23 protein-coding genes are annotated in these 26,791 nt (G+C 68.2%); 12 read left to right on the top strand and 11 right to left on the bottom strand.

The annotated features are described in order from the left end of the window. Positions 1-261 precede the first annotated feature (261 nt). Positions 262-897 carry an isochorismatase family cysteine hydrolase gene (locus BDO18943_RS09625; RefSeq protein ID WP_175022094.1) on the top strand — a complete coding sequence of 212 codons (636 nt, stop codon included), beginning with the start codon at positions 262-264 and terminating at the stop codon, positions 895-897. A 188-nt stretch (positions 898-1,085) separates the two neighbouring features. On the opposite strand, the gene BDO18943_RS09620 is transcribed toward BDO18943_RS09625, so the two are convergent. From BDO18943_RS09620 to BDO18943_RS09610, 3 genes are all read right to left on the bottom strand, one after another. After that, complete coding sequence (locus BDO18943_RS09620; RefSeq protein WP_175022093.1) at positions 1,086-1,817, bottom strand: ribonuclease T2; 732 nt, start codon at positions 1,815-1,817, stop codon at positions 1,086-1,088. Positions 1,818-2,021: 204 nt separating this feature from the next. After that, complete coding sequence (locus BDO18943_RS09615; protein WP_089452131.1) at positions 2,022-2,600, bottom strand: hypothetical protein; 579 nt, start codon at positions 2,598-2,600, stop codon at positions 2,022-2,024. Positions 2,601-2,696: 96 nt separating this feature from the next. Then, positions 2,697-4,100 (bottom strand): HdeD family acid-resistance protein, encoded by a 1,404-nt coding sequence (locus tag BDO18943_RS09610; RefSeq protein ID WP_175022092.1) that lies wholly within the window; start codon positions 4,098-4,100, stop codon positions 2,697-2,699. A gap of 344 nt (positions 4,101-4,444) precedes the next feature. On the opposite strand from BDO18943_RS09610, the gene BDO18943_RS09605 reads away from it, so the two are divergent. From BDO18943_RS09605 to BDO18943_RS09570, 8 genes are all read left to right on the top strand, one after another. After that, a complete protein-coding gene (locus tag BDO18943_RS09605) occupies positions 4,445-5,086 on the top strand; it encodes a hypothetical protein (protein WP_175022091.1) in 642 nt (213 codons plus the stop codon). Between the two features lie 53 nt (positions 5,087-5,139). Next, positions 5,140-5,706, top strand: coding sequence for a helix-turn-helix domain-containing protein (locus tag BDO18943_RS09600; protein WP_175022090.1), 567 nt, complete (start codon positions 5,140-5,142; stop codon positions 5,704-5,706). Positions 5,707-5,850: 144 nt separating this feature from the next. Further along, on the top strand, positions 5,851-6,063 hold the full coding sequence (locus tag BDO18943_RS09595) for a hypothetical protein (RefSeq protein WP_175022089.1): 213 nt from the start codon (positions 5,851-5,853) through the stop codon (positions 6,061-6,063). Positions 6,064-6,217: 154 nt separating this feature from the next. Continuing rightward, the gene (locus tag BDO18943_RS09590) at positions 6,218-6,799 is read left to right on the top strand and encodes an HD domain-containing protein (RefSeq protein WP_175022088.1); all 582 of its coding nucleotides are present in this window, start codon (positions 6,218-6,220) and stop codon (positions 6,797-6,799) included. Positions 6,800-6,871: 72 nt separating this feature from the next. Next, a complete protein-coding gene (locus BDO18943_RS09585) occupies positions 6,872-7,069 on the top strand; it encodes a hypothetical protein (RefSeq protein ID WP_235995896.1) in 198 nt (65 codons plus the stop codon). A 296-nt stretch (positions 7,070-7,365) separates the two neighbouring features. Beyond that, on the top strand, positions 7,366-8,559 hold the full coding sequence (locus tag BDO18943_RS09580) for an efflux RND transporter periplasmic adaptor subunit (protein WP_175022087.1): 1,194 nt from the start codon (positions 7,366-7,368) through the stop codon (positions 8,557-8,559). 2 nt (positions 8,560-8,561) lie between these two features. Further along, positions 8,562-10,619 carry a MacB family efflux pump subunit gene (locus tag BDO18943_RS09575; protein WP_175022086.1) on the top strand — a complete coding sequence of 686 codons (2,058 nt, stop codon included), beginning with the start codon at positions 8,562-8,564 and terminating at the stop codon, positions 10,617-10,619. Between the two features lie 13 nt (positions 10,620-10,632). Next, complete coding sequence (locus BDO18943_RS09570; RefSeq protein WP_175022085.1) at positions 10,633-12,006, top strand: efflux transporter outer membrane subunit; 1,374 nt, start codon at positions 10,633-10,635, stop codon at positions 12,004-12,006. A gap of 42 nt (positions 12,007-12,048) precedes the next feature. Here BDO18943_RS09570 and BDO18943_RS09565 read toward each other — a convergent pair whose 3' ends face one another. After that, positions 12,049-13,587, bottom strand: a complete 1,539-nt coding sequence (locus BDO18943_RS09565) for an MFS transporter (protein ID WP_175022084.1) — start codon at positions 13,585-13,587, stop codon at positions 12,049-12,051. A 178-nt stretch (positions 13,588-13,765) separates the two neighbouring features. Here BDO18943_RS09565 and BDO18943_RS09560 point away from each other — a divergent pair, with 178 nt between their 5' ends. Further along, on the top strand, positions 13,766-14,671 hold the full coding sequence (locus BDO18943_RS09560; RefSeq protein ID WP_175022083.1) for a LysR family transcriptional regulator: 906 nt from the start codon (positions 13,766-13,768) through the stop codon (positions 14,669-14,671). Positions 14,672-14,743: 72 nt separating this feature from the next. On the opposite strand, the gene BDO18943_RS09555 is transcribed toward BDO18943_RS09560, so the two are convergent. The 7 genes from BDO18943_RS09555 to BDO18943_RS09525 all read right to left on the bottom strand — a co-directional run bounded on the left by BDO18943_RS09555 (position 14,744) and on the right by BDO18943_RS09525 (position 24,060). Next, entirely contained in the window at positions 14,744-15,787 is a 1,044-nt protein-coding gene (locus BDO18943_RS09555) for an AbrB family transcriptional regulator (protein ID WP_175022082.1), read from the bottom strand. A gap of 708 nt (positions 15,788-16,495) precedes the next feature. Beyond that, positions 16,496-17,635 (bottom strand): enoyl-CoA hydratase/isomerase family protein, encoded by a 1,140-nt coding sequence (locus BDO18943_RS09550; RefSeq protein WP_175022081.1) that lies wholly within the window; start codon positions 17,633-17,635, stop codon positions 16,496-16,498. Continuing rightward, positions 17,632-18,423: an enoyl-CoA hydratase gene (locus tag BDO18943_RS09545; RefSeq protein ID WP_175022178.1), complete on the bottom strand. Its 792-nt coding sequence runs from the start codon at positions 18,421-18,423 to the stop codon at positions 17,632-17,634. Before BDO18943_RS09545 ends, BDO18943_RS09550 begins: the two co-directional genes overlap by 4 nt. Then, a complete protein-coding gene (gene mmsB, locus BDO18943_RS09540) occupies positions 18,423-19,322 on the bottom strand; it encodes a 3-hydroxyisobutyrate dehydrogenase (protein WP_175022080.1) in 900 nt (299 codons plus the stop codon). Before mmsB ends, BDO18943_RS09545 begins: the two co-directional genes overlap by 1 nt. 18 nt (positions 19,323-19,340) lie before the next feature. After that, positions 19,341-20,855, bottom strand: a complete 1,515-nt coding sequence (locus BDO18943_RS09535) for a CoA-acylating methylmalonate-semialdehyde dehydrogenase (RefSeq protein ID WP_175022079.1) — start codon at positions 20,853-20,855, stop codon at positions 19,341-19,343. Positions 20,856-20,963: 108 nt separating this feature from the next. Beyond that, positions 20,964-22,670: an AMP-binding protein gene (locus BDO18943_RS09530; RefSeq protein ID WP_175022078.1), complete on the bottom strand. Its 1,707-nt coding sequence runs from the start codon at positions 22,668-22,670 to the stop codon at positions 20,964-20,966. Positions 22,671-22,926: 256 nt separating this feature from the next. Then, on the bottom strand, positions 22,927-24,060 hold the full coding sequence (locus BDO18943_RS09525; RefSeq protein WP_175022077.1) for an acyl-CoA dehydrogenase family protein: 1,134 nt from the start codon (positions 24,058-24,060) through the stop codon (positions 22,927-22,929). A 137-nt stretch (positions 24,061-24,197) separates the two neighbouring features. Between BDO18943_RS09525 and BDO18943_RS09520 the strand changes: the two genes are divergently transcribed. Next, complete coding sequence (locus tag BDO18943_RS09520; RefSeq protein WP_175022076.1) at positions 24,198-25,232, top strand: AraC family transcriptional regulator; 1,035 nt, start codon at positions 24,198-24,200, stop codon at positions 25,230-25,232. A 121-nt stretch (positions 25,233-25,353) separates the two neighbouring features. Continuing rightward, positions 25,354-26,791, top strand: a 1,438-nt coding sequence (locus tag BDO18943_RS09515) for an NfeD family protein (protein WP_175022075.1), incomplete at its 3' end; no start/stop codon positions are given.

The raw sequence follows: 26,791 nt of genomic DNA, 5'->3' as shown, positions 1-26,791 counted from the left end.
CGCGCGAAGCGGCAGGCTGGCAGCGGCGGGCAGTCGCAGCCGACCATCGACATCGGCGTTGCACTGCCCCGAACCGACCGTTGGCCGATCGAACGCACGCCAGTATATTGCGGCCGCGAGAAATCGTGGCGCCGGTTTGACGGAAGCTGCCGTGCGCCGCAGCAACATGCCCCTACGAAAATCGCATCGACGGCCGACCCGGTTTTCCGGTACAAATCGGGGACGCTGAAATTCCCCGCGGACGATCGGAGACCCTCGTTCATGACTCGGCAAAACGCACCGGATATCGCAACGGCAGCCCGCACGACCCCCGACGACAGCACGTCCGCACCGATTCCCGCGATCGTGCCGGCAAGCACCGCGCTGCTCGTCATGCATTACCAGACCGACATCCTCGGCCTGTTTCCGTCGGTCGCGCCCGGGTTGCTCGCCAATACGCGCCGGCTCTGCGATGCGGCACGGGCAAGCGGCATCGGCGTCTGGTTCGCGAACCTCCGGTTCAGCCCCGGCTATCCGGAGGTCAGCCCGCGCAACAAGAACGGCCAGGGCATCAAGCAGCTCGGCCTCTTCATCGACGACGGCCCGTCGCCGGAGCTCGGCCGGCAGGCCGACGAACCGCTGATCGTCGCGCACCGCGCCAGCGTGTTCTTCGGCACCGATCTGCAGGCACGGCTGGTCGAGCAAGGCGTCGATTCGCTGATCATGGTCGGCATCGCGTCGACGGGCGTGATGCTGTCGTCGATCGCCCACGCGAGCGACGCGGACTTCCGCCTGTATACGGTCAAGGATTGCTGCTACGACCCGGATCCGGTGGTCCACGAGCACCTGTTCGCCACCGCCTTCGAATCACGCACGACGGTGCTGTCGCTCGCGGACGCGTTGCGGCTGCTCGAGTAAGCGCAACAAGCGTACGCGCGAGCGTGACGGGTCAACGGCGTCGGCCGGATCGCGCGGATGCAGCCGGGCACCCGCCGTGAATTGGCCAGGCGGCCCGAAGTTGTCGCGCATCCGCGCGGATGCCGTGTCGAATTGCGCGGGATCAGGCACGCGCAGCCCCTGCCGCTGCGGGCCGCCCCGCTTCCGCGTTACTTCGCGATATACACGCCCGACGTCGGGCACGTGCCCTGCGTATTGCCGTCCGTCACGAGCGATGCGGCGCTCGGGAACTGCGTGGTCGCATTCGTCTTCACCGCAATCCACGCTTCGGTGAAATAGCTGACGCCGTTCGTCTTCGTGCACTTCAGCGACACCGCGCTGCGCGTATTGCTGCCGAACGCGCCTTCGAAGGCCGACAGCAACTGGTTGCGCGTGACCGTCTTGCCCGCGTTCGCCTGCAGGAACGCGTTGAACGACGTGTTGCCGAGCCGGCTGATCATCCCGGACGCCTGGTTCCAATACGCATCGGGCGATGCCGAGTTCGAGCACGTGCCGTGCTTGAACCATTCGTGCTTGTCGAGGCACGACGCGACACCCGGCATGTACGTCGACAGCGTGTTGCGGGTCGCGCTGCCGATCGGGTAGGCGTCCATGCTGCACCACTGGTGCGCGTTGTCGAGGTCGATGTCGCTCTGCGGCACGCCGCAGTAGAACGGCTGGTTGCCGTCGTAGTTGTTCGGCCACAGGCCATGCAGCGACAGGCTCGTCGCCGCATACGTGCCGGCGAGGTTCGTGCATTCGGGCGTATCGTGCGACGCGCAGAAGCCGGGCTCCCACGACGCGGCGAGCAACAGGTAGTCGTAGCTGGTCTGCGCGGTGGCGGGCAGTGAAGCGGAAGCGACGGCGAGTGCGGCAGCGGCGCGGGCGAGCGTCTTGAGCATGGCGTTTCCTCGGAAAGGGCTTGCGGTCGCGGGATGCGCCGCAAGATTGTCGACTATCTGCCCGCGATTGTTGCCGACGCAACGTGGCATGAATGTGAAGGTGGACGAATGATGTCCCGCAGCACGGGCGCGTGCACGCACCGTCGCGTCGCGCGCTGCTTCACACGGCCGACGCGACCCGCCCTGCCGGCGGCACGCCGTCGCTCACGATCCGGTGCCCAGCTGCGTGCACGCGCGCGCGGCCGATTCGGGGCCTTCGAGCGCGAGGATCTGCCACACGCCGATGCTGACGCGCTGGCGCGCGGCCGTCGACCCATCGGCCAGCAACGCCTCGACGCGCGGCGCGGCGTCCGGCGCCTGCTGCTTCAGCGCCGCGTGATGCCGCGCACGCGACGCCGGCTCGGACTCGTACACGTCGCACAGGCGCACCATGCCGGCGAGGCCGGCAAGGTCGTCGTCCTTGTCGATCGCGCCCGGCTCGACCGGCGCGAGCCCCTTGCGCTCCGCCGCCGGCAACTTGTTGCGCGCGCCTTCGTCGATCGACGTGGCGGATGCCGGCGGCAGGCCGCCGATCGCCGCGACGATCCGGCTGCCCGCGGCGATCATGTCGCCCTGGCACGCGATCTTCTCGCTGGCCGCGACGTTCGAGCAGAACGACACCGACGTCCGGTACACATCGTTGCTCATGCGCGGCACTTCGTCCGCGCTCGCCTGTGCGAAGCCGGCGCACGTCAGCGCCAGCGCGGCGGGAATCAGGATGCGGAAAGCGCTCGTCTTGTTCATTGTTGTTTGCGTAGGTGGGTTCTCGTGGCGGGCAACATCGCGCGGCCGCGCGGTGGCGGCCGCTGTGACGCCGGGCCCTCGTCCGGCGGCACGCGATCACTTCATCGACGCCGCCTCCGATCCACCGGGCGACAACGCCGCATTGTCCTGCTCACGCCACGTGCGGCGCGACGCCATGATCGCCTTCACGGCCGAGCGCGCGACCTTCCACCACGCGAACGGCCGCGGGTCGGCAAGCATGCTGAGCGCGCGCGCATAGTCGAGCGTGAGACCGGGGGTCCACGCCATCGTCACCGCGCGCTTGCGGATCTGTGCGGCGACCCACAGCTCGGGTGTGAGCAGCAGCCGCACGAACGCGCCCCACCCGGCACGCGTGCCCTTCAGCCGCCACACCGCGCCGTCGAGCGCGGCTTCGAGCGCGTTCGACACGGTGCTCGAGCAGTTGCGATGCGTGAGGTTGTACGTCACGTTCTGCCGATACGACGACCAGAACGCGTCCAGCTTCGCCGGATCGTAGTTGCGGATCCGCACCCGCACGGTCGACGGGCACCAAGCCTTCGACTCGGTCGCGTAGTCGGGCTGGAACAGGCCCGGCACGTCGTTTTCGCGCGTCGCGCGCAGGATGCGCGTGAATTCGTCCGGAGAACGATCGATTTCCACGCCCGGATACAGGCTGATATAGATGCCCTCCGGCGACTCCAGCGCCGCGTGCCCGGTCGAGATCACGCCGTTGACGTCCACCGCCGCGATATAGCGGTCGATCACCGGATAGCGCTGCGCTTCGGCCTTCGACGTGCCGGTCGGCGTCCACACGTGCACGGTGAGCGCATGCTCGCCGTCGGCGGGCGGGCCGTCCCATTCGGATTGCGCGAAATGCGGCGTGTCGCGCGCATCGTCGAGATCGGGCGCGAGCGCCGGCACCGGCGACGTCGCGAACGCCGGATTGCGCGTCAGCCGCCGCACGCGCGCGGCGAGGCTCAGCATGTGCATCCCGCCGAACATCAGCAGCAGGCCAAGGCAGTACGGCACGGTGCCCACGTAGTGCGTCGGGTACGGCTGGTAGAAGAAGATTGCCAGCAGGATCTCGACGACGCCCCATGCGAAGGCGACGTTCCAGCGGCGATAGCGCACCATCCACGCGGAAGTGCACTGCAGCAGCCCGTCGACGAGGAACAGCGTGCCGAAGATCATCGACAGCAGGAAATGGCCGTGGTGATGGCCCGCGAACACGAGCCCGGCGGCGAACACGACCGCGATCCCCTTGACGTAGCGCAGGATGCGCTGCCCGCCGACGCCGCTGCCGGCCACCGCGAGCGTCGCGAGCCCCTCGATCAGGAACAGCCATGCAAAGATCTGGATCGGAAAGTGCAGCGCGCCGTCGAGCGCATCGACGAAGATCACGCCGCCCGCGACGACCCACACCCAGCCGAACACGGTCAGCCCGCGCCAGCGGGTGCGCAGATATTCGATACCCAGCAGCAGCAAGACCAGTCGTACCATCGCGCCCTCTCGTCATTTTTTCGGAAAACGCGCTGGTCACGCTTTTCCTGCCGTTTCAACCGCGCGTCGTGCGGCGTAGCAGCCAAAATGCGGTAATTCGTACCGGCGCGTCATGCCTCGACATGACCGATGGCGGCCGGTACGCGTCCGCACCGGCCAAATAATAAGATATGGCGGTGACGGTTGAAAGCGTGACGAAAACGTTGTCGGCACGGCATGGACGGGGCCGGCCGGCCGCTGCCAGGGCAGATTTCCCGTTCGACAACGCGCGGCGGATACGCGAGAATCCGGCTTCCGAGGGCGAGAGCCGCTGAACCAAACCGCATCAGACGGGACCACAAGAAATGAGCACATCGATCACGCGCCGGCGCCTGCTGGGCGCCGGCGTGGCCGCGAGCAGCCTCGCGCTGTCGGGCTGTTTCACCCGGGCGCTGTACGAGAACCACGACGAGCCCTACGTCGAGCACGTTTCCGCTTTCATGATCACGAAAGACGGCAAGAAGCTGGTGGTGCTGGGCGAACGCTATCACTACATCTTCGATCTGCCGGACACGCTGCGCCCGGTGCTGGCGGCCAGCTATCGCAAATCGCTGCATACGTCGTTCATCAGCTTCCGCGCCGACGGCAGCGACGTGACCGGCCAGTACGACACCGTGCTGTCGAAGGATGCGCCGGACGACGAGCGTCAGGCGGCAACCGCCGACGGTTTCAGGAACTGGCGCGACCGGCTCGAACTCGGCGGCAACGTCGTCGGCAAGCGCTATTCCACCGAAGGCTTCACGTTGAAACCGGACGGCACCGCACAACCGTTCAACGAGCGCTATACGGTCGGCATCGACGAAGCGCCGTCCGCCTTCGCGAAGGGGCTCCGGATCCTGGCCACACCGGTCACCGTGGCAGCCGACGGCGTGCTCGTGCTGGGCGGGGTCCTGCTGCTGCCGGTCGCGTATTTTTCGTTCAAGGACCGGCCAATCGGCGGGTTCTAGATCGGCCCCGTCCGTCATGGCACCCGGCCAACGCCCGAACGAGGAGCATCGACATGCGTGACCCTTCGCTTCATCCGTCCTCGCTCGGCCCGCAACTCAAGCGCTGGCGCGCGCTGCACCGCGTCAAGCAAAGCCATGCGGCCGACCTGTTCGGCGTCGCGCAATCGACGATCTCCCGCTGGGAAGCCGGCCGCCAGCAGATGTCGCCCGACGAACGCGCGACGGCCGAGCGGCTGCTCGCCGCGCGTCTCGATTCCGCGGGCGACTACGCGCTCGCGCGGCTCGTCTCGGGCAGCGCGGGCCGCATGCATCTCGTGTGCGATCTCACGCACCGCCTGCTTGCTTCATCTTCGGCACGTGCAGCCGAATTCTCACCGCCGCTGTCGATGCTGCTCGGCACGTCGCTGTGGCGCTACGCGAGCCCGGAGATCGTCCGCATGGAAGCCGCGCTCGATACGCTCGGCTGGCACGACCATGCGGGGCCGCCGAGCGTCGAATTCGACACCGGCGCGAATGCGTCGCAGGTCGTGCCGATCCGCGGCAGCATGTGCAGGTGGACGCGGATGACGCTGTCGGATGGCTCGGCCGCACGGCTCGTGGAGACGCTTGAGGATGCGTAGGCGCTGGATCGCAACGCGTGGTATACAACCGCCATCCGATTCGGTGACGGCGCAGCGCGCTTCGACGCTTGGCGCCCGCCACGCGGAGGACTTCATCGTGAATGGCAGTCCCGCCGCAGGGAGCGGCGGATGTTGAGGCTAATCGTGCTGGACCTCGTGTTCGGCGTGCTCGCTTTCTCCATCGGCGCCGCGGTACTGCACGCGCTACGCTCGGGCGTCGCCAACGCAGGTGGTACACGGGTGGCACGCCGCAGCCGCCCCCATGCATTCGCCCTGGTCGTGATTGTTCAGATCGGCTTCGTCGTCCTGTTGTGCTGGTCCGGAATTGCGCTGACGTTCGGACTTGGGCCGAAGTAAGCGCACGGCAAAGCATGCCCGTCGGCGAGCTCGCCCCGGCCCGCGACCGCTCCACGACATCGCCCCATGCTCGCGCCCACCACGCATATTTCATGCGTGGACGAACCGCCCCCACCCGCACTACGCTGGACGGCTCATCGCACGGAAGCCGACCATGAACCCCGATACGATCCACGCACGGCTCGCTTTCCTGCGCGAAGCCGAACGCCTCAAGGACGTGCTGCGCAGCGGCCACACGTCGTCCGGACGCGCGGAAAGCACGGCCGAGCACAGCTGGCGGCTGTGCCTGATGGTGCTCGTGTTCGCCGACGCGCTGCCCGGCATCGACACGCTGAAACTGTTGAAGCTGTGCGTCGTCCACGATCTCGGCGAGGCGCTGCACGGCGACATTCCCGCAATCGAACAGGCCGCGCATCCCGACAAAAGCGCGCACGAACGCGACGACCTGCTGACGCTGACCGCATCGCTCGATCCCGGGCCACGCGACGAGATCATCGCGCTGTGGGATGAATACGACGCGGCGGCGTCGCCGGAAGCACGCGCGGCGAAGGCGCTCGACAAGCTGGAGACGATCCTGCAGCACAACCAGGGCAGCAATCCGCCCGATTTCGACTACGCGTTCAATCTCGGCTACGGCCGCCGCTATACCGACTCCGCACCGCTGTTCAGCACGATCCGCGACATCGTCGACGCCGACACGCAACGCCGGATCGACTCGGGCGGGCAGCGCGCGTAAGCTCGGGGGTCGGGCGCGCGGCACCACGCACCCTGCCCGCACGAGGCTCGACACCAGCGTGAAAGCGAACGCGTGACCGACCGGCTCGCGTCCCGCGTTGTCAAGCAGCACTGCACGCTCGGCGCGCTCGTGAACCTGCTGATCGGCAGCGGCTTCACGCTCACGCACCGGGACGAACGGGGGCCGACGCAGGCGCAGGTCGATGCGCTGCCCGCGCTCGACGAGGAACGCGACCGGCCGATGATGGCGCTCGTCGCCGCGCAGCGTTAACGCACCTGAATGTAGGCCGCAACACGCTCACGAGCCTTCGCCCGGCCTTTTCACAGATCGCAACAATGACGCCGCACGTCCCCCGCTCCGATGCGGCGTTCGCACAATTCAGCACAATTTCCACACGATTTGGCGTGATGTCCTCCCTTACCATGAGCGGCTGATTCGATCCGGCACGGCCGCGCGATGCGTACGCGGATGCCGTCGCGGGCACCCTGCCCGGCATGCGACGCCGACCGGATCGTCCCGCCCGGCCGCACGCATCGCCGGCATCGCTTCATCCTTGCCGCACGCTCATGACTCAGAAGAACCCTCGCCGCCGGCGCATCGTGCTGGCTTCCGTTGCCATCGTCGCGATCGCCATCGGCGTCACGCTGAAGGCGTGCGCGCCCGACAAGCATCCGCAATACCTGTCCGCGCCCGTCTCGCGCGGCGATCTCGAGAACGCGGTGCTCGCCACCGGTGCGCTGCAGGCATTCAGGCAGGTCGACGTCGGTGCGCAGGTGTCGGGGCAGTTGAAGTCGTTGAAGGTCAAGCTCGGCGACAAGGTCACGAAGGGCCAGTGGCTTGCCGAGATCGATCCCGTGATCTCGGAAAACGCGCTGCGCCAGGCGCGCGCCAGCGAAGAAAGCCTGCGCGCACAGCAGCAATCGACCGCCGCGCAACTCACGCAGGCAGAACTCGCGTTCAAGCGCCAACAGGCGATGCTGCCCGACGATGCGACCTCGCGCGAATCGTTCGAGGCCGCCCGCGCGACGCTCGACGTGCAGCGCGCGACACTCGCGTCGCTCGCCGCGCAGATCCGCTCGGCCCGCATCCAGATCGAGACCGCGCAGGCCAATCTCGGCTACACGCGCATCGTCGCGCCGATCAACGGCGAGGTCGTCGCGGTCGTCACGCAGGAAGGCCAGACCGTGATCGCGCAGCAACAGGCGCCGGTGATCCTGAAGCTCGCCGATCTCGACACGATGACCGTGAAGGCGCAGGTGTCGGAAGCCGACGTGATCCGCGTGAGTGGTGGCCAGACCGCGTATTTCACGATCCTCGGCGAACCGGACAAGCGTCACTACGGCAAGCTGCGCGCGATCGAGCCGGCGCCGCAGAACTACGCCGAAGCACAGAGCCCGCTCGGCGGCGGCGCGGGCGGCGGCACGAAGCCGAATTCGGCCGTGTTCTACAACGCGCTGTTCGAAGTGCCGAATCCCGAGCATCGGTTGCGCATCTCGATGACCGCGCAAGTCAACATCGTGCTCGGCAACGCACGCAACGCGCTGAGCATTCCGGCCGCCGCGCTCGGCGAAAAACGCAAGGACGGCACCTATGCGGTACGCGTGCTGCGTGCCGACGGCAGCACGGAAACGCGCAACATCCGCATCGGCATCAACAACAACGTGCGCGTCGAAGTGCTGAGCGGCCTGAAGGACGGCGAACGTGTCGTGATCGGCGAAGCGGCCGGCGACGACCATGCGCCGCTGGCGGACGTGGTGTGACGATGAGCCAGCCCCTGCTGAAACTCGCTGCCGTCACACGACGCTTTCCGGCCGGCGACAAGGATGTCGTCGTCCTGAACAACGTCAACCTGTCGATCCACGCGGGCGAGATCGTCGCGATCGTCGGCGCGTCAGGCTCCGGGAAGTCGACGCTGATGAACATCCTCGGCTGCCTCGATCATCCGAGCGAAGGCACCTACACGGTCGGCGGCCGCGACACGCACATGCTCGACAGCGACGAGCTCGCGCAACTGCGCCGCGAACACTTCGGCTTCGTGTTCCAGCGCTATCACCTGCTGCCGCACGTCGACGCGGTCGCGAACCTCGAAATGCCCGCGATCTATGCCGGCACCCCGCGCGCGGAGCGGCATGCACGCGCACGCGAGCTGCTCGCGCGCCTCGGGCTCGCGGATCGCGCGCACCATCGTCCCGGTCAACTGTCCGGTGGCCAGCAGCAGCGCGTGAGCATCGCACGCGCGCTGATGAACGGCGGCCACGTGATCCTCGCCGACGAACCGACCGGCGCGCTCGACACGAAAAGCGGCCAGGACGTGATCCGCATCCTGCACGAGCTGAACGCACTCGGCCATACGATCGTCATCGTCACGCACGACAAGGCCGTCGCGCGCCATGCGCGGCGCATCATCGAGATCAGCGACGGCGAGATCGTCGCCGACCGGCCGAATCGGCACGACGCGGAAGCGCTCGCGGAAGCGGGTGTCGACGCAGCGGAAGCGAGCGAAGCAGAGGCCAGCGCGCTACCCGCCCGCGATCGCCATGACACACCGCCGCCCGCGGCTGTCGACGCCGATGTGCATGCCGACACAAGCACCGGCACGCGCACGCGCCGCTTCACGGCCGGCTCCGGCCGCTTCGCCGAGGCCTGCCGGATGGCGTGGATCGCGCTCGTGTCGCACCGGCTGCGCACGCTGCTGACGATGCTCGGCATCATCATCGGCATCACGTCGGTCGTGTCGATCGTCGCGATCGGCGAAGGCGCGAAGCGTTACATGCTCGACGAGATCGGCAGCATCGGCACGAACACGATCAACATCTATCCGGGCACCGACTGGGGCGACAGCCGCGCCGACGCGATCCAGACGCTCGTGCCCGCCGACGTCGCCGCGCTCGCCGAGCAGCCGTACGTCGACAGCGCGACGCCCGAAACGTCGCGCACGCTGCTGCTGCGCTACCGCAACATCGACGTGAACGCGCTCGTGAGCGGCGTCGGCGACCGCTTCTTCCAGGCGCGCGGGATGCGCTTCGCGCTGGGCGTCGCGTTCGACGAGGACGCGGTGCGCCGCCAGGTACAGGTGGCCGTGATCGACCAGAACACGCGCCGCAAGCTGTTCGGCGCGACGCGCAACCCGATCGGCGAAGTCATCCTGGTCGACAACGTGCCGTGCGTCGTGATCGGCGTGACGGCCGACAAGAAAAGCGCGTTCGGCAGCGTGAAAAGCCTGAACGTGTGGGTGCCGTACACGACCGCGAGCGGGCGCCTGTTCGGGCAGCGCTATCTCGACAGCATCACCGTGCGCGTACGCGATGGGCAACCGAGCGCCGCCGCCGAAAAGAGCCTCGAAAAGCTGATGACGCAGCGCCACGGCCGCAAGGACTTCTTCACGTACAACATGGACAGCGTGGTGAAGACTGTCGAGAAGACCGGCCAGTCGCTGACGCTGCTGCTGTCGCTGATCGCCGTGATTTCGCTCGTCGTCGGCGGGATCGGCGTGATGAACATCATGCTGGTGTCGGTCACCGAGCGCACGCGCGAAATCGGGATCCGGATGGCGGTCGGCGCGCGCCAGTCCGACATCCTGCAGCAGTTTCTCGTCGAGGCCGTGCTCGTCTGCCTGCTCGGCGGCACGATCGGCATCGCGCTGTCGTTCGGGCTCGGCGCGCTGTTCTCGATGTTCGTCGCGCAGTGGAAGATGGTGTTCTCGGCCGGCGCGATCGTGACCGCGTTCGTCTGCTCGACGCTCACCGGTGTGATATTCGGCTTCATGCCCGCGCGCAATGCATCGCGGCTCGATCCGATCGATGCGCTCGCGCGCGACTGACGCAAGGCCCGCCATGACGCATTCCTCACCGCTTCACCGCCTGGGCGCCTTCGCGTGCGCGGCCGCACTGCTCGCCGGCTGTGCAGGCGCGCGCCATGAGCCGCTGCCCGCCGTCGCGATGCCGGCGAACTGGGCGGCGCCGGTTTCCGCCGACGCGCCGGCCACGACGCGCGACTGGTGGCGCAGCTTCGGCGATCCGCAACTCGACGCGCTGATCGACGATGCGCTGCGCGCCAACAACGATCTCGCGATCGCGGCGATCCGCGTGTACCGCGCACAACTGCAGGCCGGCCTCGCGAATACGAACCTGACGCCCACCGTGTCGCTCGGTGCGAACGGCGCCGTGTCGCGCACGCTCGATACGCACCAGATGAGCCGGTCGAGCGGCGCGAGCGTTTCGCTCAGCTATGAAATCGACCTGTGGGGCCGGCTGGCCGCGCTGCGCGACGCCGCGCGCTGGGAAGCCGACGCGACGGCCGCCGATCTCGAAGCCGCGCGGCTGTCGCTGATCGGCACGACCGCGTCGCTGTACTGGCGGATCGGCTATCTGAACCGGCAGATCGCGCTCGGCGACGCGAACATCGCATATGCGGTACGCACGCTCGCGGTCGTCCGGTCACGGCACACGGCCGGTGCCGTGTCAGGGCTCGACCTGGCGCAAGCCGAACAGAGCCTCGCCGCGCAACGTGCCGCGCAGACCCGCCTGATCCAGCAGCGCACCGAGAACCGTCACGCACTCGCGATCCTGTTCGACCGGCCGCCGCAGCAACACGCGGCCGAACCGTCGGCGCTGCCCGTCGCGGCACCGCCGGAGGTCGCGGCCGGCCTGCCGGCCAGCCTGCTCGGCCGGCGCCCCGACCTGCGCGCGGCTGAGTTCCGGCTGCGCGAATCGCTCGCGAACGTCGACGCGACGCGCACGAGCTTCTACCCGACCTTCACGCTGACCGGCCAGGCCGGCACGTCGAGCACGAGCCTCGAGCGCGTGCTGATGAATCCGGTCGGCACGCTCGGGCTCGGCCTTGCGCTGCCGTTCATCCAGTGGAACACGATGCAGTTGCAGATCAAGGTGTCGAAGGCGCAGTACGAGGAAGCGGTCGTCGGGTTCCGCCAGAAGCTCTACACGGCGCTCGCGGAAGTCGAGAATGCGCTGTCGGCACGCGTGCAGCTCGAACGCGAAGCCGAACAGCGCGCGCTGTCGCTGGCCCAGGCGCAGCGCGCCGAGCGGCTGGCCGCCGCGCGCTTCGCGGCCGGCGCGACCGCCGTGCAGCCGTGGCTCGACCAGCAGCAGCGGCTGCGCGACGCGCAAAGTGCCGACGAACAGACGCGGCTGGACCGGCTCAACAACCAGATGACGCTGTACCGCGCGCTCGGCGGCGGGATGTCCTGACCGGCGCGCGCGCCGGGCTGGCCGCGCCGGCCACGCTCGCAGTCATTCGCACACGGGTGCCCCGCGCCGCGCCGGCGCGAACGCCACCGCGCTTGCCGTCGCGAGTACGGCCACCCCTGCCGCGCCGTACACCATCACCCAGCCGAACCCGTGCACGAGCGCCGCATGCAATGCCGCGCCGGTCGGGTCGGCCTGCGCGAGCGCCGGTGCGATCTCGTGCAGCCCGTCGGTCCGGCCGGATGCAATCTCCTGCGCGAGCCGGCGCAGCGCCGCGTCGCCGATCGTGCCCGCGACACCGGCCTTCAGGCTCGCGACGATCCCCGCGACCAGCACGAAGCCCATCGCCGCGATGTTCAGCGCGAGCGAGATCATCCGCGCGCTCATGTCGATGCCCGACGCCATCCCGGCCCGCGAGCTCGGCACCGCGCCCGTCGTCGTGTTGGTCACCGGCGTGTTCGTGAGCCCGAGCCCGATGCCGGCGATCACGCAGCCGGGCAGCATCGTGATCCAGCTCGCAGGGTCGGCCGCGCTGCCGATCCGCATCAACGCGAAACCCGCCGCGATCGTGAACAGGCCGCCCGGGATCACGACGCCCGGCCCGTAGCGCAGCGCGAGCCGTTCGCCGAACGGCGGCGCGACCAGCGTCGGCAACGTGTACGCGAGCAACGCGAGGCCGGCCGTCACGCTGTCGTAGCCGAGCGCGACCTGGAACCAGATCGGCAGGTAGATCATGAACGGCCAGAAGCTGAAGTTCATCCCCATCGAGCCGAAGATCGCGCCGGTGAACGGGCGGATCCGGAACACCGAGAAATCGAACATCGGCCGCGCGCTGGCGCGTTCCGCGATGAAGAAGCCGGCCAGTGCCACCACGGTCGCGCCGAGCACGCCGAGGCCGGCGGCGCTGGTGAGCCCGAGCTCCGCGCTTTGCGTGATGTAGAACGCGAGGCCGAGCACCGCGAGCGACAGCGTGACGATGCCCGCCACGTCGAGCGAGCCCGCGTGCGGATCGCTCGACTCCTGCACCGCGCCGCCGATCATCGCGAGCGCGATGGCCGCGAGTGGCGCATGGACCAGAAACACCCACGGCCAGCTTGCCAGCGCGACGATCGCGCCGCCGACGATCGGCCCGAAACCGAGCCCGATGCCGAACACGATCCCCCAGATCCCGAACGCGCGGCTGCGCTCGCGGCCCTCGCGGAACTGGTGCGACAGCACGGCAATCTGGCAGATCAGCATCGCGCCGCCGCTCGCGCCCTGCAGCAGCCGGCCCGCGACGAGCACCGGCACGTTCGGCGCGAGCCCGCACAGCAGCGACGTCGCGCCGAACAGCACGGTGCCGATCACGTACACGCGCTTGCGGCCGAACCGGTCGGCGAGCGTGCCGGCCGCCATCAGCACGGTCGTGCACGCGATCGTGTACGCGTTCATGATCCACTGCATCCCGTTGAAATCGCCATGCAGTACGTGTTCGAGCGTCGGCAGGATCACCGGCACGCTCGAGATTTCGAGGCCGAACATCAGCGACGTGAGACAGACGGCCGCGAGCGCGACCGCATTCCTGCGGGAGTCGGATAGCGTCATGCGTATTGCGCCGTGGCCCGGCAACGGGCCGCGCGCCTCCAGGTGAGAAGGATTCGCCGCGTGCGGCCGGCGACGCACGCTGGACGGGAATCGGTACTATAGTGAGAATTTCCATCCCCATTGACGCAGCTGTTTCTCCAGACTGGGGAACTGCAGGACTCAATCAATTCACCCTTCCATGACCGACAGACTCGACGGCGTGACGACCTTCGTCCAGGTAGTGGAATCGGGCAGCTTCGCGCTCGCCGCGGAGCGGCTCGACATGACGCGTTCGGCCGTCGGCAAGGCGGTCGCGCGGCTCGAGAAGCGGCTCGGCGCGCGGCTGCTGCAGCGCACGACGCGCAGCCAGAGCCTGACCGACGACGGCCAGGCGTACTACGACCGCTGCGTGCGCGCGCTCGCGGAACTGGAGGCGGCGGAAGCCGACCTCGACTGCGGCCGCAACGAGCCGCGCGGCAAGCTGCGCCTGAGCGTGCCGCTCGCGTTCGGGCACCACTGCGTGACGCCCGTCGTGCTCGACCTCGCGCGCACCTATCCGCATCTGCGGATCGACGTGTCGATCACCGACCGCTTCGTCGATCTCGTCGAGGAAGGCATCGACCTCGCGGTGCGGATCGGCACGCTCGCGGACAGCACGAGCCTCACGGTGCGGCGGCTCGGCACGCAATACGGCAGCCTCGGCGCGGCGCCGTCGTATCTCGCCCGCTACGGGATGCCGAAGACGCTCGACGATCTGAAGCACCACCGGACGATCGCGTATTCCCGTTCGGGTGTGGTTCAACCGTGGGACCTGCGCGCGCCGGACGGTTCGACGGTACGGATCGACATGCCGCACCAGCTCAGTTTCGACGACGTGCAGGCGATCGCGGCAGCCGGCGCATCGGGGTTCGGGATCGCGTGGCTGCCGAGCTGGCTGCTCGATCACTACGTGAAGCGCGGCGAGATGACGGTCGTGCTCGACCGCTGCTTCGTCTGCGAAGGCGACATCCACGCGATCTGGCCGAAGACGCGCTACCTGCCGCGCAAGACGCGCTGCGTGATCGACGCGTTCGCGCAGGCGATTCCGCCGATGATCGAGCGGTAGGCGGGACGGCGCACGGCGCCGGGGATCGCGCCGCGCCCGCACGGGCACGCGCGACACTCCGCCCTGCCCGCGCTATTTCGCGTTGCCGCCGTCGATCGCCAGCATGCGCCGGCGGCGCGCGCGGGCGAGTGCCGCCGGCGCGAAGTGCAGCACGACCAGCCGCGTCAGATGATGAGACAGCACGAACACGACGTTCAACCCGCCGCCGTAGGCGACGATCGTGATCGTCTCGATGGCGCCGGGCGCATACGAGAGCCACAGCGGCAGCACCCCGTAGCCGGACAGCCGCGCCATCCCCCACGCGAACGCACCGGCCACCATCAGCATCAGCGCGATGCATGCGAGCCCGGTGCGGCCGTATCGCAGCCCTTCCGCCAGCGTGATCTGCCTGAACTGCGCGCCGATCAGCGCGCCCAGGATGACCGACGCCGCATCGACGCACCACGCCGGCACCTCGAAGTCATGCAGCCATCCCGCTCGCACGAACACGCCGGCCAGCACGATGGCCGTGATCATGAACGGTGCGGGAATACCGAGCCCGAGCAACGCCCGCCCGACCAGCACGCACAGCACCACCAACCCGGTCAGCGCCAGCAACGTCTCGACCGGCAGCGCAGCGACAGCCACTGGCTGCGGCGCGCCCACCTGCGCCGGAATGAAACAACTGACCAGGACCGTGATCGACAGGAGCCGCACGAGATGCACGACGATCACCTTGGCCGACGCGCGCTCGGATTCCAGCAGGTCGAACACCGCGGCGAGTGCGCCGGGATAGACGGCCAGCAATGAATCGGCCAGGTTCCAGCGCGAGACGCGGGACAGCCAAAGACTGCCGACCGCGATCTGCACGGCCAGGCATACGAGCAGCACACCCAGGCTCGGCACGATCGAGACGACCATCTGCGTGTCCCACGACCGGAACATCAAGCCGGTCGCCGTGCCGAGCACGATCTGCACGAACTCGAGGCCGAAGCGCAGCCTGGGCGCGAAACCGAACCGGCTGGTCGCGATCGATGCGGCGAGAATCGCGCCGAGCAGCAGGCCATGCGGGACGCCCGCATACCGCAGTACCAGCCCGACCGAGGTCAGGCAGGCGAGATACGCGAGCGTCTTCATCGGGCAGCGCCCCGGCCGCCGGTCAGGCTTCGGCAAATCCACATGGAAATGTAATTTGAAGTAGTTGAAATGAAATTTCAGACTCGAAAACAGATCGCGCGATTATTCCGGATTCAATCACCCGTTATTCACGAATCCAGTCAAGGCGCGATGACAGGCGTGTCAACTCACGTCGAAGCACCGAGTGCGCATCGAATCCATCAGGAAAAACCGTTGATGCACGAATGCCGCCAATCGAGCAGCAGCCACGAACCCGGACGCCAATAGATGCCTCGACCGATAGCCGAACTCGTGATTCATCTCGCGGAGCCCGCGCATCCGGGGTGGCTCAGCGCCTCAGCCCGTGCCCCACGGACGGAATAGCCCCCTTTGTCTCATGCTCGCCTCGGATCTTTATCGAATAGCGGCATTTTCATGCACGCCTTCGATGAGGCGACTTTAAATTATCAAACTGACAATCAAATTTTGTTTGAAGATATTAATGGCTTTTCATATTCCTCGACAAGCAGAGCCCCTCGCCCACCGCGCTTGAATTCGCAAATTATTATTGAGATTTTCGTCTATTCCCGGCGGTTGTGATTTCAAGCGGCTGATGGTAACGCGCGTCATCGCATGTGCTGCGCTGGATGCGTGCCGACCTCGAAAAAGAAAAACGGCGCATGCCGAAGCATGCGCCGCCTTGCAGGTCATCGGCCGCGTGCCGGCCGTTCAATCCGCGCCCAGCGCCGCCAGCGGATGCGCGAACAGCTTCCACGGTGACGTGAGGAAATGCCGCACGCGTTCGGCGCGCAGCTCGACGAGCGACGCGGGCGCCCAGCGCGGTTTGCGATCCTTGTCGACGAGATGCGCGCGCACGCCTTCGCAGAAGTCGCCTTCCTCGATCGCGCGCGCGACGATGCCGAGCTCCATCCGGAACGATTCGGCCAGCGTCATCTGGCGGCCGCGCAGCAGCGCCTCGCGCGTCACGTACAGCATCGTCGGTGAGTGGCCCGTGAGCGCATCGAGCGTCGCCTGCAGCCATTGACGGTGCTCGCGCGACAGTTCCTCGCGTGCGAGATCCTGCATCAGCGTCGCGACGATCCGCTCGACGGTCGAGCGCTTGTCGAAGTGACGCACGATCCACGGCATCTGGCTGTCGAGCGCCGCATGCGGCACGACGTTGCACGGCGGCTCGAATACCTTGCGCAGCAGCGGCAACGCATCGCCTTCCCACTTGACGCTTTCGATGCGCGTCTCGAACGTGTCGAGCCACGCGGACGGCACGCACAGATCCGCGAGCTTCGCGGTCAGCGCGTCGGCGCCTGACAGCATCGCGCCGGTCAGCCCGACGTACAGTTCGAGTTCGACCGGCATGCGCGACAGGAAATGCGTCGCGCCGACGTCCGGCACGAGGCCGATGCGCGTCTCCGGCATCGCGATCTTGCTGCGCTCGGTCGCGACGCGCAGCGTCGCGCCCTGTGCGAGGCCCATGCCGCCGCCCATCGTCACGCCGTCCATCAGCGCGACCACCGGCTTCGGGAACGTGTGGATCGCGTAGTCGAGCCGGTATTCGTCGACGAAGAACGGCAGCCAGGTTTCGCGCTGCGCAACCATCTTGTACAGCGCGCGCACGTCGCCGCCCGCGCAGAAGCCCTTCTCGCCGGCGCCGCGCAGCACGACCGCGACGATCTGGTCGTCGTCACGGCAGCGCTCGAGCAGCGCGGCCAGCTCGCCGATCATGGCGTACGACAGCGCGTTGAGCGCCGCCGGCCGGTTCAGCGTGATCAGCGCCACGCGGTTCACCACGCGGAACAGCACCTCGGGGGCCTGCTCCGCGAACGCGTCGTGATTCATGACCGGCGTGCTCATCGTTGCGACTCTCCATCGGTGTGCCACTGCGGCGCGCGCTTGCCGAGGAACGCGGCCACGCCTTCGCGCGGATCGTTCGTCTCGAACAGGTCGACGAAGCGTTCGCGTTCGACCGCGAGCGCCGCGCTGCGCGGCACGCCGCGGCGCGCGAGACCGATCAGCTCCTTGCTGTACGCGACCGCGTGCGGGCTCTGCCGCGCGACGTTGCGTGCGAGCGCCAGCGCCGCATCGCGCGCCGCGCCCGACTCCACGACGTCCTCGACGAGGCCGATCCGCAGCGCGGTGGCCGCATCGACACGCGCGCCGGTCAGGATGATCTTCTTCGCCCAGCCTTCGCCGACGAGCCAAGGCAGCGTCTGCGTGCCGAGCCCGCATGGCAGCAGGCCGACCGACGGCTCGGGCAGCGCCATCTGCGCATGCGTCTCGGCAATCCGCAGGTCGCACGCGAGTGCGCATTCGAGACCGCCGCCCATCGCGTAGCCGTTGATCGCCGCAATGGTCACGACGCGCGCATCGTGCAGCGCCTCGAACGCCGCGCCGAAGCGCGATGCCATCGCACGTGCAACCGCGCGGTCGCCTTCGGCGAACGTGTTCAGGTCGGCGCCCGCGCTGAAGAACTTCGGGCCGTCGCCCGTAATCACCAGCGCGCGCACGCGCGGATTCGCATTCAGTTCGGCGACGGTTGCCTGCAGTTGCTGCAGCCCGTCGGCGGTAAAGGCGTTCGCGGGCGGACGCTTGAGCGTCGCGCACGCGATCGCGCCGTCGTCGACGTAGTCCAGTTCGATCATCACGCGTCCTTCTTCGTTACTGGTTGATACAGGCGGATCACCGCCGAGAAATCGAGCTGGCCGTCGCCACGGCTGCTCATCGTCTGGTACAGCTGCTGTGCGAGCGCGCCGAGATAGACCGGCTGGCGGGCCTGCTTCGCGGCGTCGTTCGCGAGACCGAGATCCTTCAGCATCAAGTCGGTGCCGAAGCCGCCCGAGTAGCCGCGCGACGACGGTGCGGTGTCGATCACGCCCGGATACGGGTTGTACGTATCCGAGCTCCAGCAGCGGCCCGTCGACGTGTTGACGATGCCGGCGAGCACCTTCGGGTCGATGCCGAGCGCGACGCCCAGCGACATCGCCTCCGACACGGCCGCCATCGAGATGCCGAGCACGAGGTTATTGCAGACCTTCGCGACCTGCCCCATACCCGTCGCGCCGCAATGGACGATGTTCTTGCCCATGCCCGCGAGCACGGGCTTCACGCGCTCGAAATCCGCATCGCTGCCGCCGACCATGAAGGTCAGCGTGCCGGCCGCCGCGCCGCCGGTGCCGCCCGACACGGGCGCATCGACAAACGCGCCGCCGTGCTCGCGCACGAGCGCGCCGAACGCCTGCGCGCTCGCTGGGTCGATCGTGCTCGAATCGATCACGGTCGCGCCCGCGCCGAGGCCGGCGAGCACGCCGTTCTCGCCGGACAGCACCGAGCGCACATGCGGCGCGGCCGGCAGCATCGTGATGACGAACGTCGCGCCCGATGCCGCGTCGCGCGGCGAAGCAGCCACCTGCGCACCGGCGTCCTGCAGGGCGCGCAACGCGTCGGCGCTCAGGTCGAACGCATGTACTTCATGGCCCGCTTTCAGCAGGTTCAGCGCCATCGGCGCACCCATATGGCCGAGGCCGATAAAACCGATTTTCATGTTCGTGTCCTCCGCCGCTCAATGCAGCCGGATCGTCGTATTCACCGGGCCGGCCGTCGTGTCGTCGTCGAACCAGCGTGCGGTGACCGTCTTGGTCTGCGTGTAGAACTGCACGACCTGTTTGCCGTACGGGCCGAGATCGCCGAGCTTCGAGCCGCGCGAGCCCGTGAAGCTGAAGAACGGCACGGGCACCGGGATCGGGATGTTGATGCCGACCTGGCCGATGTCGATTTCGCTCTGGAACTTGCGGGCGGCCGCGCCGCTCTGCGTGAACAGGCCCACGCCGTTGCCGAACGGGTTCGCGTTGACGAGCGCGATCGCTTCGTCGAGCGTGTCGGCTTCCATCACGACCAGCACGGGCCCGAAGATTTCATGCGTGTAGACCGACATGTTCGTCTTCACGCCCGAGAAGATCGTCGGGCCGACGAAGTTGCCCTGCTCGTAGCCGGTCACCGTCACGTCGCGGCCGTCGAGTTCGAGCTTCGCGCCTTCCTTCACGCCCGCGTCGATCAGCGACAGGATGCGTTCCTTCGCGGCCTTCGACACGACCGGCCCGACGTCGGTGCCGGCTTCCGCGCCCGCATTGACCTTCAGCGCCTTCGCCTTCGCCACGATGTCCGGCAGCCAGTCGCGCGCGTTGCCGACGAGCACCGCGACCGACGTCGCCATGCAGCGCTGGCCGGCCGCGCCGAAGCCCGCGCCGACGAGCGCATTGATCGCCTGCTCGCGGTTCGCATCGGGCAGCACGACTGCGTGGTTCTTCGCGCCCATCATCGACTGCACGCGCTTGCCGTTCGCGCTGCCGAGGTTGTACACGTGCGTGCCGACCGCCGTCGAACCGACGAACGAGATCGCCTTCACGAGCGGATGCGTGCAGATCGCGTCGACGACTTCCTTGCCGCCGTGCACGACGTTCAGTACCCCTTTCGGTACGCCGGCCTCGACCGCGAGCTCGACGAGTTCCATCGTCGACAGCGGATCCTGTTCCGACGGCTTCAGCACGAACGTGTTGCCGCACACGATCGCCATCGGGAACATCCACAGCGGAATCATCGCGGGGAAGTTGAACGGTGTGATGCCCGCGCACACGCCGAGCGGCTGGCGCAGCGTGTAGGTATCCACACCACCCGCGACGTTCTCGGCGAATTCGCCGAGCTGCAGCGAACCGATCGAGCACGCATGCTCGACCACTTCGAGGCCGCGGAAGATGTCGCCCTCGGCATCAGGAATCGTCTTGCCCTGCTCGGCCGTCAGCGTCTTGGCGATGCGCTGCTGGTTCGTGCGCACGAGATCCTGAAACTTCAGCATGATGCGCATGCGCGCGGCGATCGGCGTGTTCTTCCATGTTGCGAACGCGGTGTGCGCGGCCTGCACGGCCGCGTCGACTTCCGCGACGGTCGCGAACGGCACGCGCGCGAGCACCTGCTGCGTCGCCGGGTTGACGATGTCGCGCCACTCGTTCGTGGCGGACTCGACGAAGGCGCCGTCGATCAGCAGCTTGACCGTCGGCACGTCTTTCGAATTCGCGTTCATCGATCCAATCTCCTTGCAGAGGGCCGCCAAGCGCGATATCGCCGCGCGGCCGGTTCAATTCGGCTGCGGGCGGCGGCCGCGACATGCGGCGCGCGGCCCGCGGTCACGTCACTTCAGTTCCGCGGCAAAATCTTCTTCCCAGTATTCGCCGGGCATCCGCGCGGACGCATCGTCGCCACGCTCGATCTCGCGGCGGCGCAGCTCGACGCGGCGGATCTTCCCCGAGATCGTCTTCGGCAGCTCCGCGAACTGCAGGCGGCGGATCCGCTTGTACGGCGCGAGCTTCTCGCGCGAGAAACGGAAAATCTCCAGGGCCAGCGCCGGACTTTCCTCGTAGCCCTGCCGCAGCATGATGAAAGTCTTCGGCACCGACAGCCGCACGGGGTCGGGGCTCGGCACGACGGCCGCCTCGGCGATCGCCGGATGCTCGATCAACACGCTCTCGAGTTCGAACGGGCTCAGCCGGTAGTCGGACGACTTGAACACGTCGTCCGCGCGGCCGATGTACACGTAATAGCCGTCGTCGCCGCGCATCGCGATATCCGACGTGCGGTAGTGGCCGTCGCGCATCGCGTAGGCCGTCGCGACGGGATTGTTCGCATAGCCTGTCATCAGCCCGACCGGGCGCGTGACGTCGGCACCGATCGGCAGTGCAACCTCGCCTTCGGTCACGGGCGCGCCGTCCGGGTCGAGCAACTCGATCCGGTAGCCGGGCAGCGGCCGGCCCATCGAGCCCGCAACGACCGGCTGGCCCGGCGAATTGCCGATCAGGCAGGTCGTCTCGGTCTGGCCGTAGCCGTCGCGGATCGCGATGCCCCACGCCTTCTTCACGCGCTCGATGATCTCGGGATTCAGCGGCTCGCCCGCGCCGACGATCTCGCGCAGCTTCACGTCGAACGACGCGAGCGGCTGCTGCACGAGCATGCGCCACACGGTCGGCGGCGCGCACAGCGTCGTCACCTGGTATTTGACGAGCGCATCGAGTACCACCTTCGGCTCGAAGCGCGCGTAGTTGAATGCGAACACGCACGCCTGCGCATTCCACGGCGCGAAGAAGCAGCTCCACGCGTGCTTCGCCCAGCCCGGCGAGCTGATGTTCCAGTGGATGTCGCCCGGCTGCAGGCCGACCCAGTACATCGTCGACAGATGGCCGACCGGATAGGTGCGGTGCGTATGCTCGACGAGCTTCGGCTTCGACGTCGTGCCCGACGTGAAGTACAGCAGCATCGGATCATTCGCGTGCGTGACGGCGTCCGGTTCGAACGCGGCGCTGGCCGCGTAGCCGTCGTTCATCGCGAGCCAGCCCGCGCGCGGCGCGCCGGCGACGATCTTCTGCGCGAGGCCGAGGTCGGGCTGTTCGAATTTGGCGGTTTCGTTCTCGTCGACGATCGCGTATTTCGCGCCGCCGATCTGCACGCGGTCGCGCACGTCGTCAGGTGACAGTTGCGTGGTGGCAGGCAGCACGATCGCACCGAGCTTCATCGCGGCGAGCATCGCGTCCCACAGCTCGACACGGTTCGGCAGCATCAGCAGGATCCGGTCGCCGCGCACGACACCGATCGAACGCAGCCAGTTCGCGATCCGCGACGAACGCTCGGACATCTGCGCGAACGAATACGGATCGCCCGTGCCGGTCGCCGCGTCGACGATCCACAGCGCGGGCTGGTCGTTGCCGCGTGCCATCGGGTCGAAGTAGTCGAGCGCCCAGTTGAACGCATCGAGCACCGGCCACTCGAACTCGCGGTAAGCGGTTTCGTAGTCGGTGCGATGGCGCAGCAGAAAGTCGCGTGCGTCCAGGAATGCCTGTACCGTCATCATTGTCTCCTGTCGGCCAGCGTTAGTGCTTTAGCACTTACGCTGGCCCCATGCCTCGTGCGGTCGGCCAGCGTGAGTGCTTTAGCACTTACGCTGGCCCCATGCCCTGGAAAGTCTCCATGCGTCGAACCGGGCACGCGCTGCAGCCCATGCCCGGTTGCCTCTGTTGCGGCGCACGGTCACGTCGTTGCGTGCCGCGTTCGCCGCGCTGCCCTCGTGCCCTGCGCAATGTTGTCGCCGGGGCAACCGTCGCGGCTCAAAGCTGCCGCGCGATCACCATCCGCTGCACTTCGCTGGTGCCTTCGTAAATCTGCGTGATGCGCGCGTCGCGATAGTGCCGCTCGACTTCGTAATCGACCAGATAACCGTAGCCGCCGTGGATCTGGATCGCGTCCGAACACACGCGCTCGGCCATCTCCGACGCGAACAGCTTGGCCTGCGACGCTTCCGACAGGCACGGCAGCCCGGCCGTGCGCAGCTTCGCCGCGTGATGCACGAGCAGGCGCGCGGCGTTGATCTGCACAGCCATGTCGGCGAGCTTCTGCTGGATCGCCTGGTGTTCGGCGATCGGCTTGCCGAACTGCACGCGCTCGCCCGCATAGCGGCGCGCCTTGTCGAACGCGGCGCGCGCGATGCCGAGTGCCTGCGCGGCGATGCCGATGCGGCCGCCTTCGAGGTTCGACAGCGCGATCTTCAGCCCTTCGCCGCGATTACCGAGCAGGTTCTCTTCCGGAATCGCGCAATTCTCGAACGTGATCGGGCAGGTATCCGACGCACGGATGCCCATCTTCTTCTCGGGTTTGCCGACGATGAAGCCCGGCGTATCGGTCGGCACCAGGAACGCGGAAATGCCGCGCTTGCCGGCTTCCGGGTCGGTCATGGCAAAAACGATCGCGACACCCGCACGCTGGCCGTTGGTCACGAACTGCTTCGCGCCGTTCAGCACCCATTTGCCGTCGCGCAGTTCCGCACGCGTGCGCAGGTTGTTTGCCTCGGAGCCGGCGTGCGGCTCGGTCAGGCAGAACGCGCCGATCACGCGGCCCGCCGCCATGTCGGCCAGCCAGCGATCCTTCTGGGCCGGCGTGCCGAAGCCGAGGATCGGCCCGCAGCCGACCGAGTTGTGCACGCTCATCATCGTCGCGCACGCGGCGTCGCCGGCGGCGACCTCTTCCATCGCCAGTGCGTAGGCCACGTAGTCCGTATACGAGCCGCCCAGCTCCTGCGGCACGATCATCCCGAGCAGGCCGAGTTCGCCGAGCTGCGCGACGATCGCGTCGGGCAGGTGCGCATCGTGGTCCCATTGCGCCGCGTTCGGTGCCAGCATCTCGGTAGAAAACGCGCGTGCGGCATCGCGGATCATCCGCTGGTCTTCGGTGTAAAGCTCGTCCATGGTGCTGCTGTCTCCCGCGGCCGCCGGGCGCGACCGTCCTTGCGTTTCGATGCAACAAGTGTAGGCAAGCAGGCGCGACTGTTCGATGCTCGCGTCGCTCATTTACACTGAGCGTTTTTGCCACACCGGCGGCACGGATGAAGCAGGAAGACAAGGGAACCGTCGCGATCAGCCTCGTCGCTTACAGTGTCGCGCTCGCGACCCGGCGCGGCGTCGCGGCCGAGCCGCTGCTCGAGCAGGCCGGCATTACGCCCGCGCTGCTCGGGCAGCCGCGCGCACGGGTATCCGCGCAGCAATATGGCGCGCTGTGGAACGCGATCGCGCGCACGATGGACGACGAGTTTTTCGGGCAGGATCGCCACCCGATGCGCAGCGGCAGCTTCATCGCGATGAGCCAGGCGGCGCTGTCAGCCCGCGACGGGCTGCACGCGATGGCGCGCGCGGTGAATTTCTTGCACTGCGTGCTCGACGACCTGCACGCGGAGCTCGACGCGAACCCGCAGCGCGTGCGGCTGCGCTTCGTGCACCGCAACAACGGCGCGACGCCCGCGATGTTCACGTACGCGACCTATTTCATCATCGTCTACGGGCTCACCTGCTGGCTGATCGGGCGGCGCATCCCGCTGCTGCACGCGAGCTTCCGCTGCGACACGCCACCCGCCGATCACGAATACCCGTCGATGTTCTGCGACGACATGCGATTCAACGAACCCGATTCGTATGTCGATTTCGATCCCGAATTCGCGACGCTGCCGGTCGTGCAGAACGCGAAGACGCTGAAGACGTTCCTGCGCAACGCGCCGGCCAGCTTCATCGTCAAGTACCGCAACCCGAACGCGCTCGCGCAGCGCGTGCGCGCGGTGCTGCGCGGGATGCCGCCGGCCGCGTGGCCCGGCGCGGGCGGAATGGCCGCGCGGCTGCACGTGGCCGAGGCCACGCTGCGCCGCAAGCTGCACCAGGAAGGCCACGCGTACCAGTCGATCAAGGACACGCTGCGGCGCGATCTCGCGTTCGAGGCGCTGGCCGACCCCGCGCGCACGATCGCCGACGTCGCGGCCGCGACCGGTTTCGCGGAACCGAGCGCGTTCTACCGCGCGTTCCGCAAATGGAGCGGGCGCAGCCCGGCCGACTATCGCGACGAAGTGCTCGCACGGGGCGGCGGCGCGGGCTGAAACCGGCCGGCACGGCCGTCGCTTCGCGCTTTCTGCCGAAACCGCCTAATCTTTAAGCATCGGGCCCAGGCCCTTTCCGCCAGCCGGACGGCACGCGGCCGCGCGCCGCCCGGACGTCGCGATGCACTTTCTCCGTCACGGGCCGTCGCCGGCGCCTGCCACGCCCGGCGGCCACCCTCGTCACCCGCTGTCTGCGCGGGTCGCGCGCGCCGCGCTGTTCGCGGCGCTGCTCGTCGTGTGCGCCGCGGTCGCCGCGCCGCCGCCCGCCGAAGCACCCGCCGCGGCCCGCCCGGTCGTCGTGATCCCGATCAACGGCGCGATTGGCCCGGCCAGCGCCGATTTCATCGTGCGCTCGCTCGACCGCGCGGCACGCCAGCACGCGCCGCTCGCGATCCTGCAACTCGACACGCCCGGCGGCCTCGACACGTCGATGCGGCAAATCATCAAGGCCATCCTCGGCTCGCCAGTACCGGTCGCCGCGTTCGTCGCGCCGGGCGGCGCGCGGGCCGCGAGCGCGGGCACCTACATCGTCTATGCGAGCCACTTCGCGGCGATGGCGCCCGGCACCAATCTCGGCGCGGCATCGCCCGTGCAGTTCGGGATCGGCGGCGCTGCGCCGCCGGGCGGGAACCCCGCCGCACCGCGGGCGCCGGGCGGCACCCCGGGGGCGTCAGGGACATCAGGTGCGTCCGAGGCCGCCACGCAGGCCGCGCTGCCGAGCGACACGCAATCGACCGAGATCCGCAAGGCGATGCAGGACGCCTCCGCGTATATCCGTGGCCTCGCGCAGCTGCGCGGGCGCAATGCCGAATGGGCCGAGCGCGCGGTGCGCGAGGCCGTGAGCCTGTCGGCAAACGAGGCGCGCGCGCAACATGTGGTCGACCTGATCGCGCAGGATCCGGCCGACCTCGCTCGCCAGCTCGACGGCCACACCGCGACGACCACCGCCGGCACGGCGCGGCTCGCGACCGCGCATGCGCCGCTCGTCGTGCTCCAGCCCGACTGGCGCAGCCGCTTCCTGGCGATCATCGCCGACCCGAACGTCGCGCTGATCCTCTTGACGATCGGCATCTACGGCCTCTTCTTCGAATTCGCGAACCCCGGCTTCGTGCTGCCGGGCGTCGTCGGCACGATCTGCCTGCTGATCGGGCTGTTCGCGATGCAGTTGCTGCCGATCAGCTATGCGGGCCTCGGCCTCGTGCTGCTCGGTCTCGGCTGCCTGGTCGCCGAGGCGTTCCTGCCGACCTTCGGCGTGCTCGGGTTCGGCGGGATCGTGTCGTTCACGATCGGCGCGCTGATGCTGATCGACACCGACGTGCCCGGCTACGGGATTCCGTGGCCCGTGATCGCGAGCCTCGCGCTCGGCGGCGGGCTGCTCGTCGCGGGCGTATCGAGCGTCGCGCTGCGCGCGCGGCGCCGCCCGGTCGTGACGGGTGCCGAGGCGATGGTCGGCAGCATCGGCGAAGTGCTCGACGACGGCCTGCTGGCCGACCAGCCGCACGGTGCGGCTGGCGCCGCGCCGTCCGCCGCCGGCTGGGCGCGCGTGCGCGGCGAGCGCT

The organism is Burkholderia aenigmatica, assembly GCF_902499175.1.
Taxonomy (GTDB): Bacteria; Pseudomonadota; Gammaproteobacteria; order Burkholderiales; family Burkholderiaceae; genus Burkholderia; species Burkholderia aenigmatica.
The sequence above is the reverse complement of the archived record's forward strand: the minus strand, read 5'-3'. Positions and strand labels throughout refer to the sequence as shown.

Coding starts and splice junctions, on each gene's coding strand:
- BDO18943_RS09535 (WP_175022079.1), bottom strand. CDS start 20,855: ATGAACGCGAATTCGAAAGACGTGCCGACGGTCAAGCTGCTGATCGAC.
- BDO18943_RS09590 (WP_175022088.1), top strand. CDS start 6,218: ATGAACCCCGATACGATCCACGCACGGCTCGCTTTCCTGCGCGAAGCC.
- BDO18943_RS09550 (WP_175022081.1), bottom strand. CDS start 17,635: ATGAGCACGCCGGTCATGAATCACGACGCGTTCGCGGAGCAGGCCCCC.
- BDO18943_RS09520 (WP_175022076.1), top strand. CDS start 24,198: ATGAAGCAGGAAGACAAGGGAACCGTCGCGATCAGCCTCGTCGCTTAC.
- BDO18943_RS09570 (WP_175022085.1), top strand. CDS start 10,633: ATGACGCATTCCTCACCGCTTCACCGCCTGGGCGCCTTCGCGTGCGCG.
- BDO18943_RS09575 (WP_175022086.1), top strand. CDS start 8,562: ATGAGCCAGCCCCTGCTGAAACTCGCTGCCGTCACACGACGCTTTCCG.
- BDO18943_RS09555 (WP_175022082.1), bottom strand. CDS start 15,787: ATGAAGACGCTCGCGTATCTCGCCTGCCTGACCTCGGTCGGGCTGGTA.
- BDO18943_RS09530 (WP_175022078.1), bottom strand. CDS start 22,670: ATGACGGTACAGGCATTCCTGGACGCACGCGACTTTCTGCTGCGCCAT.
- BDO18943_RS09615 (WP_089452131.1), bottom strand. CDS start 2,600: ATGAACAAGACGAGCGCTTTCCGCATCCTGATTCCCGCCGCGCTGGCG.
- BDO18943_RS09545 (WP_175022178.1), bottom strand. CDS start 18,423: ATGATCGAACTGGACTACGTCGACGACGGCGCGATCGCGTGCGCGACG.
- BDO18943_RS09600 (WP_175022090.1), top strand. CDS start 5,140: ATGCGTGACCCTTCGCTTCATCCGTCCTCGCTCGGCCCGCAACTCAAG.
- BDO18943_RS09525 (WP_175022077.1), bottom strand. CDS start 24,060: ATGGACGAGCTTTACACCGAAGACCAGCGGATGATCCGCGATGCCGCA.
- mmsB (WP_175022080.1), bottom strand. CDS start 19,322: ATGAAAATCGGTTTTATCGGCCTCGGCCATATGGGTGCGCCGATGGCG.
- BDO18943_RS09620 (WP_175022093.1), bottom strand. CDS start 1,817: ATGCTCAAGACGCTCGCCCGCGCCGCTGCCGCACTCGCCGTCGCTTCC.
- BDO18943_RS09580 (WP_175022087.1), top strand. CDS start 7,366: ATGACTCAGAAGAACCCTCGCCGCCGGCGCATCGTGCTGGCTTCCGTT.
- BDO18943_RS09560 (WP_175022083.1), top strand. CDS start 13,766: ATGACCGACAGACTCGACGGCGTGACGACCTTCGTCCAGGTAGTGGAA.
- BDO18943_RS09565 (WP_175022084.1), bottom strand. CDS start 13,587: ATGACGCTATCCGACTCCCGCAGGAATGCGGTCGCGCTCGCGGCCGTC.
- BDO18943_RS09605 (WP_175022091.1), top strand. CDS start 4,445: ATGAGCACATCGATCACGCGCCGGCGCCTGCTGGGCGCCGGCGTGGCC.
- BDO18943_RS09625 (WP_175022094.1), top strand. CDS start 262: ATGACTCGGCAAAACGCACCGGATATCGCAACGGCAGCCCGCACGACC.
- BDO18943_RS09610 (WP_175022092.1), bottom strand. CDS start 4,100: ATGGTACGACTGGTCTTGCTGCTGCTGGGTATCGAATATCTGCGCACC.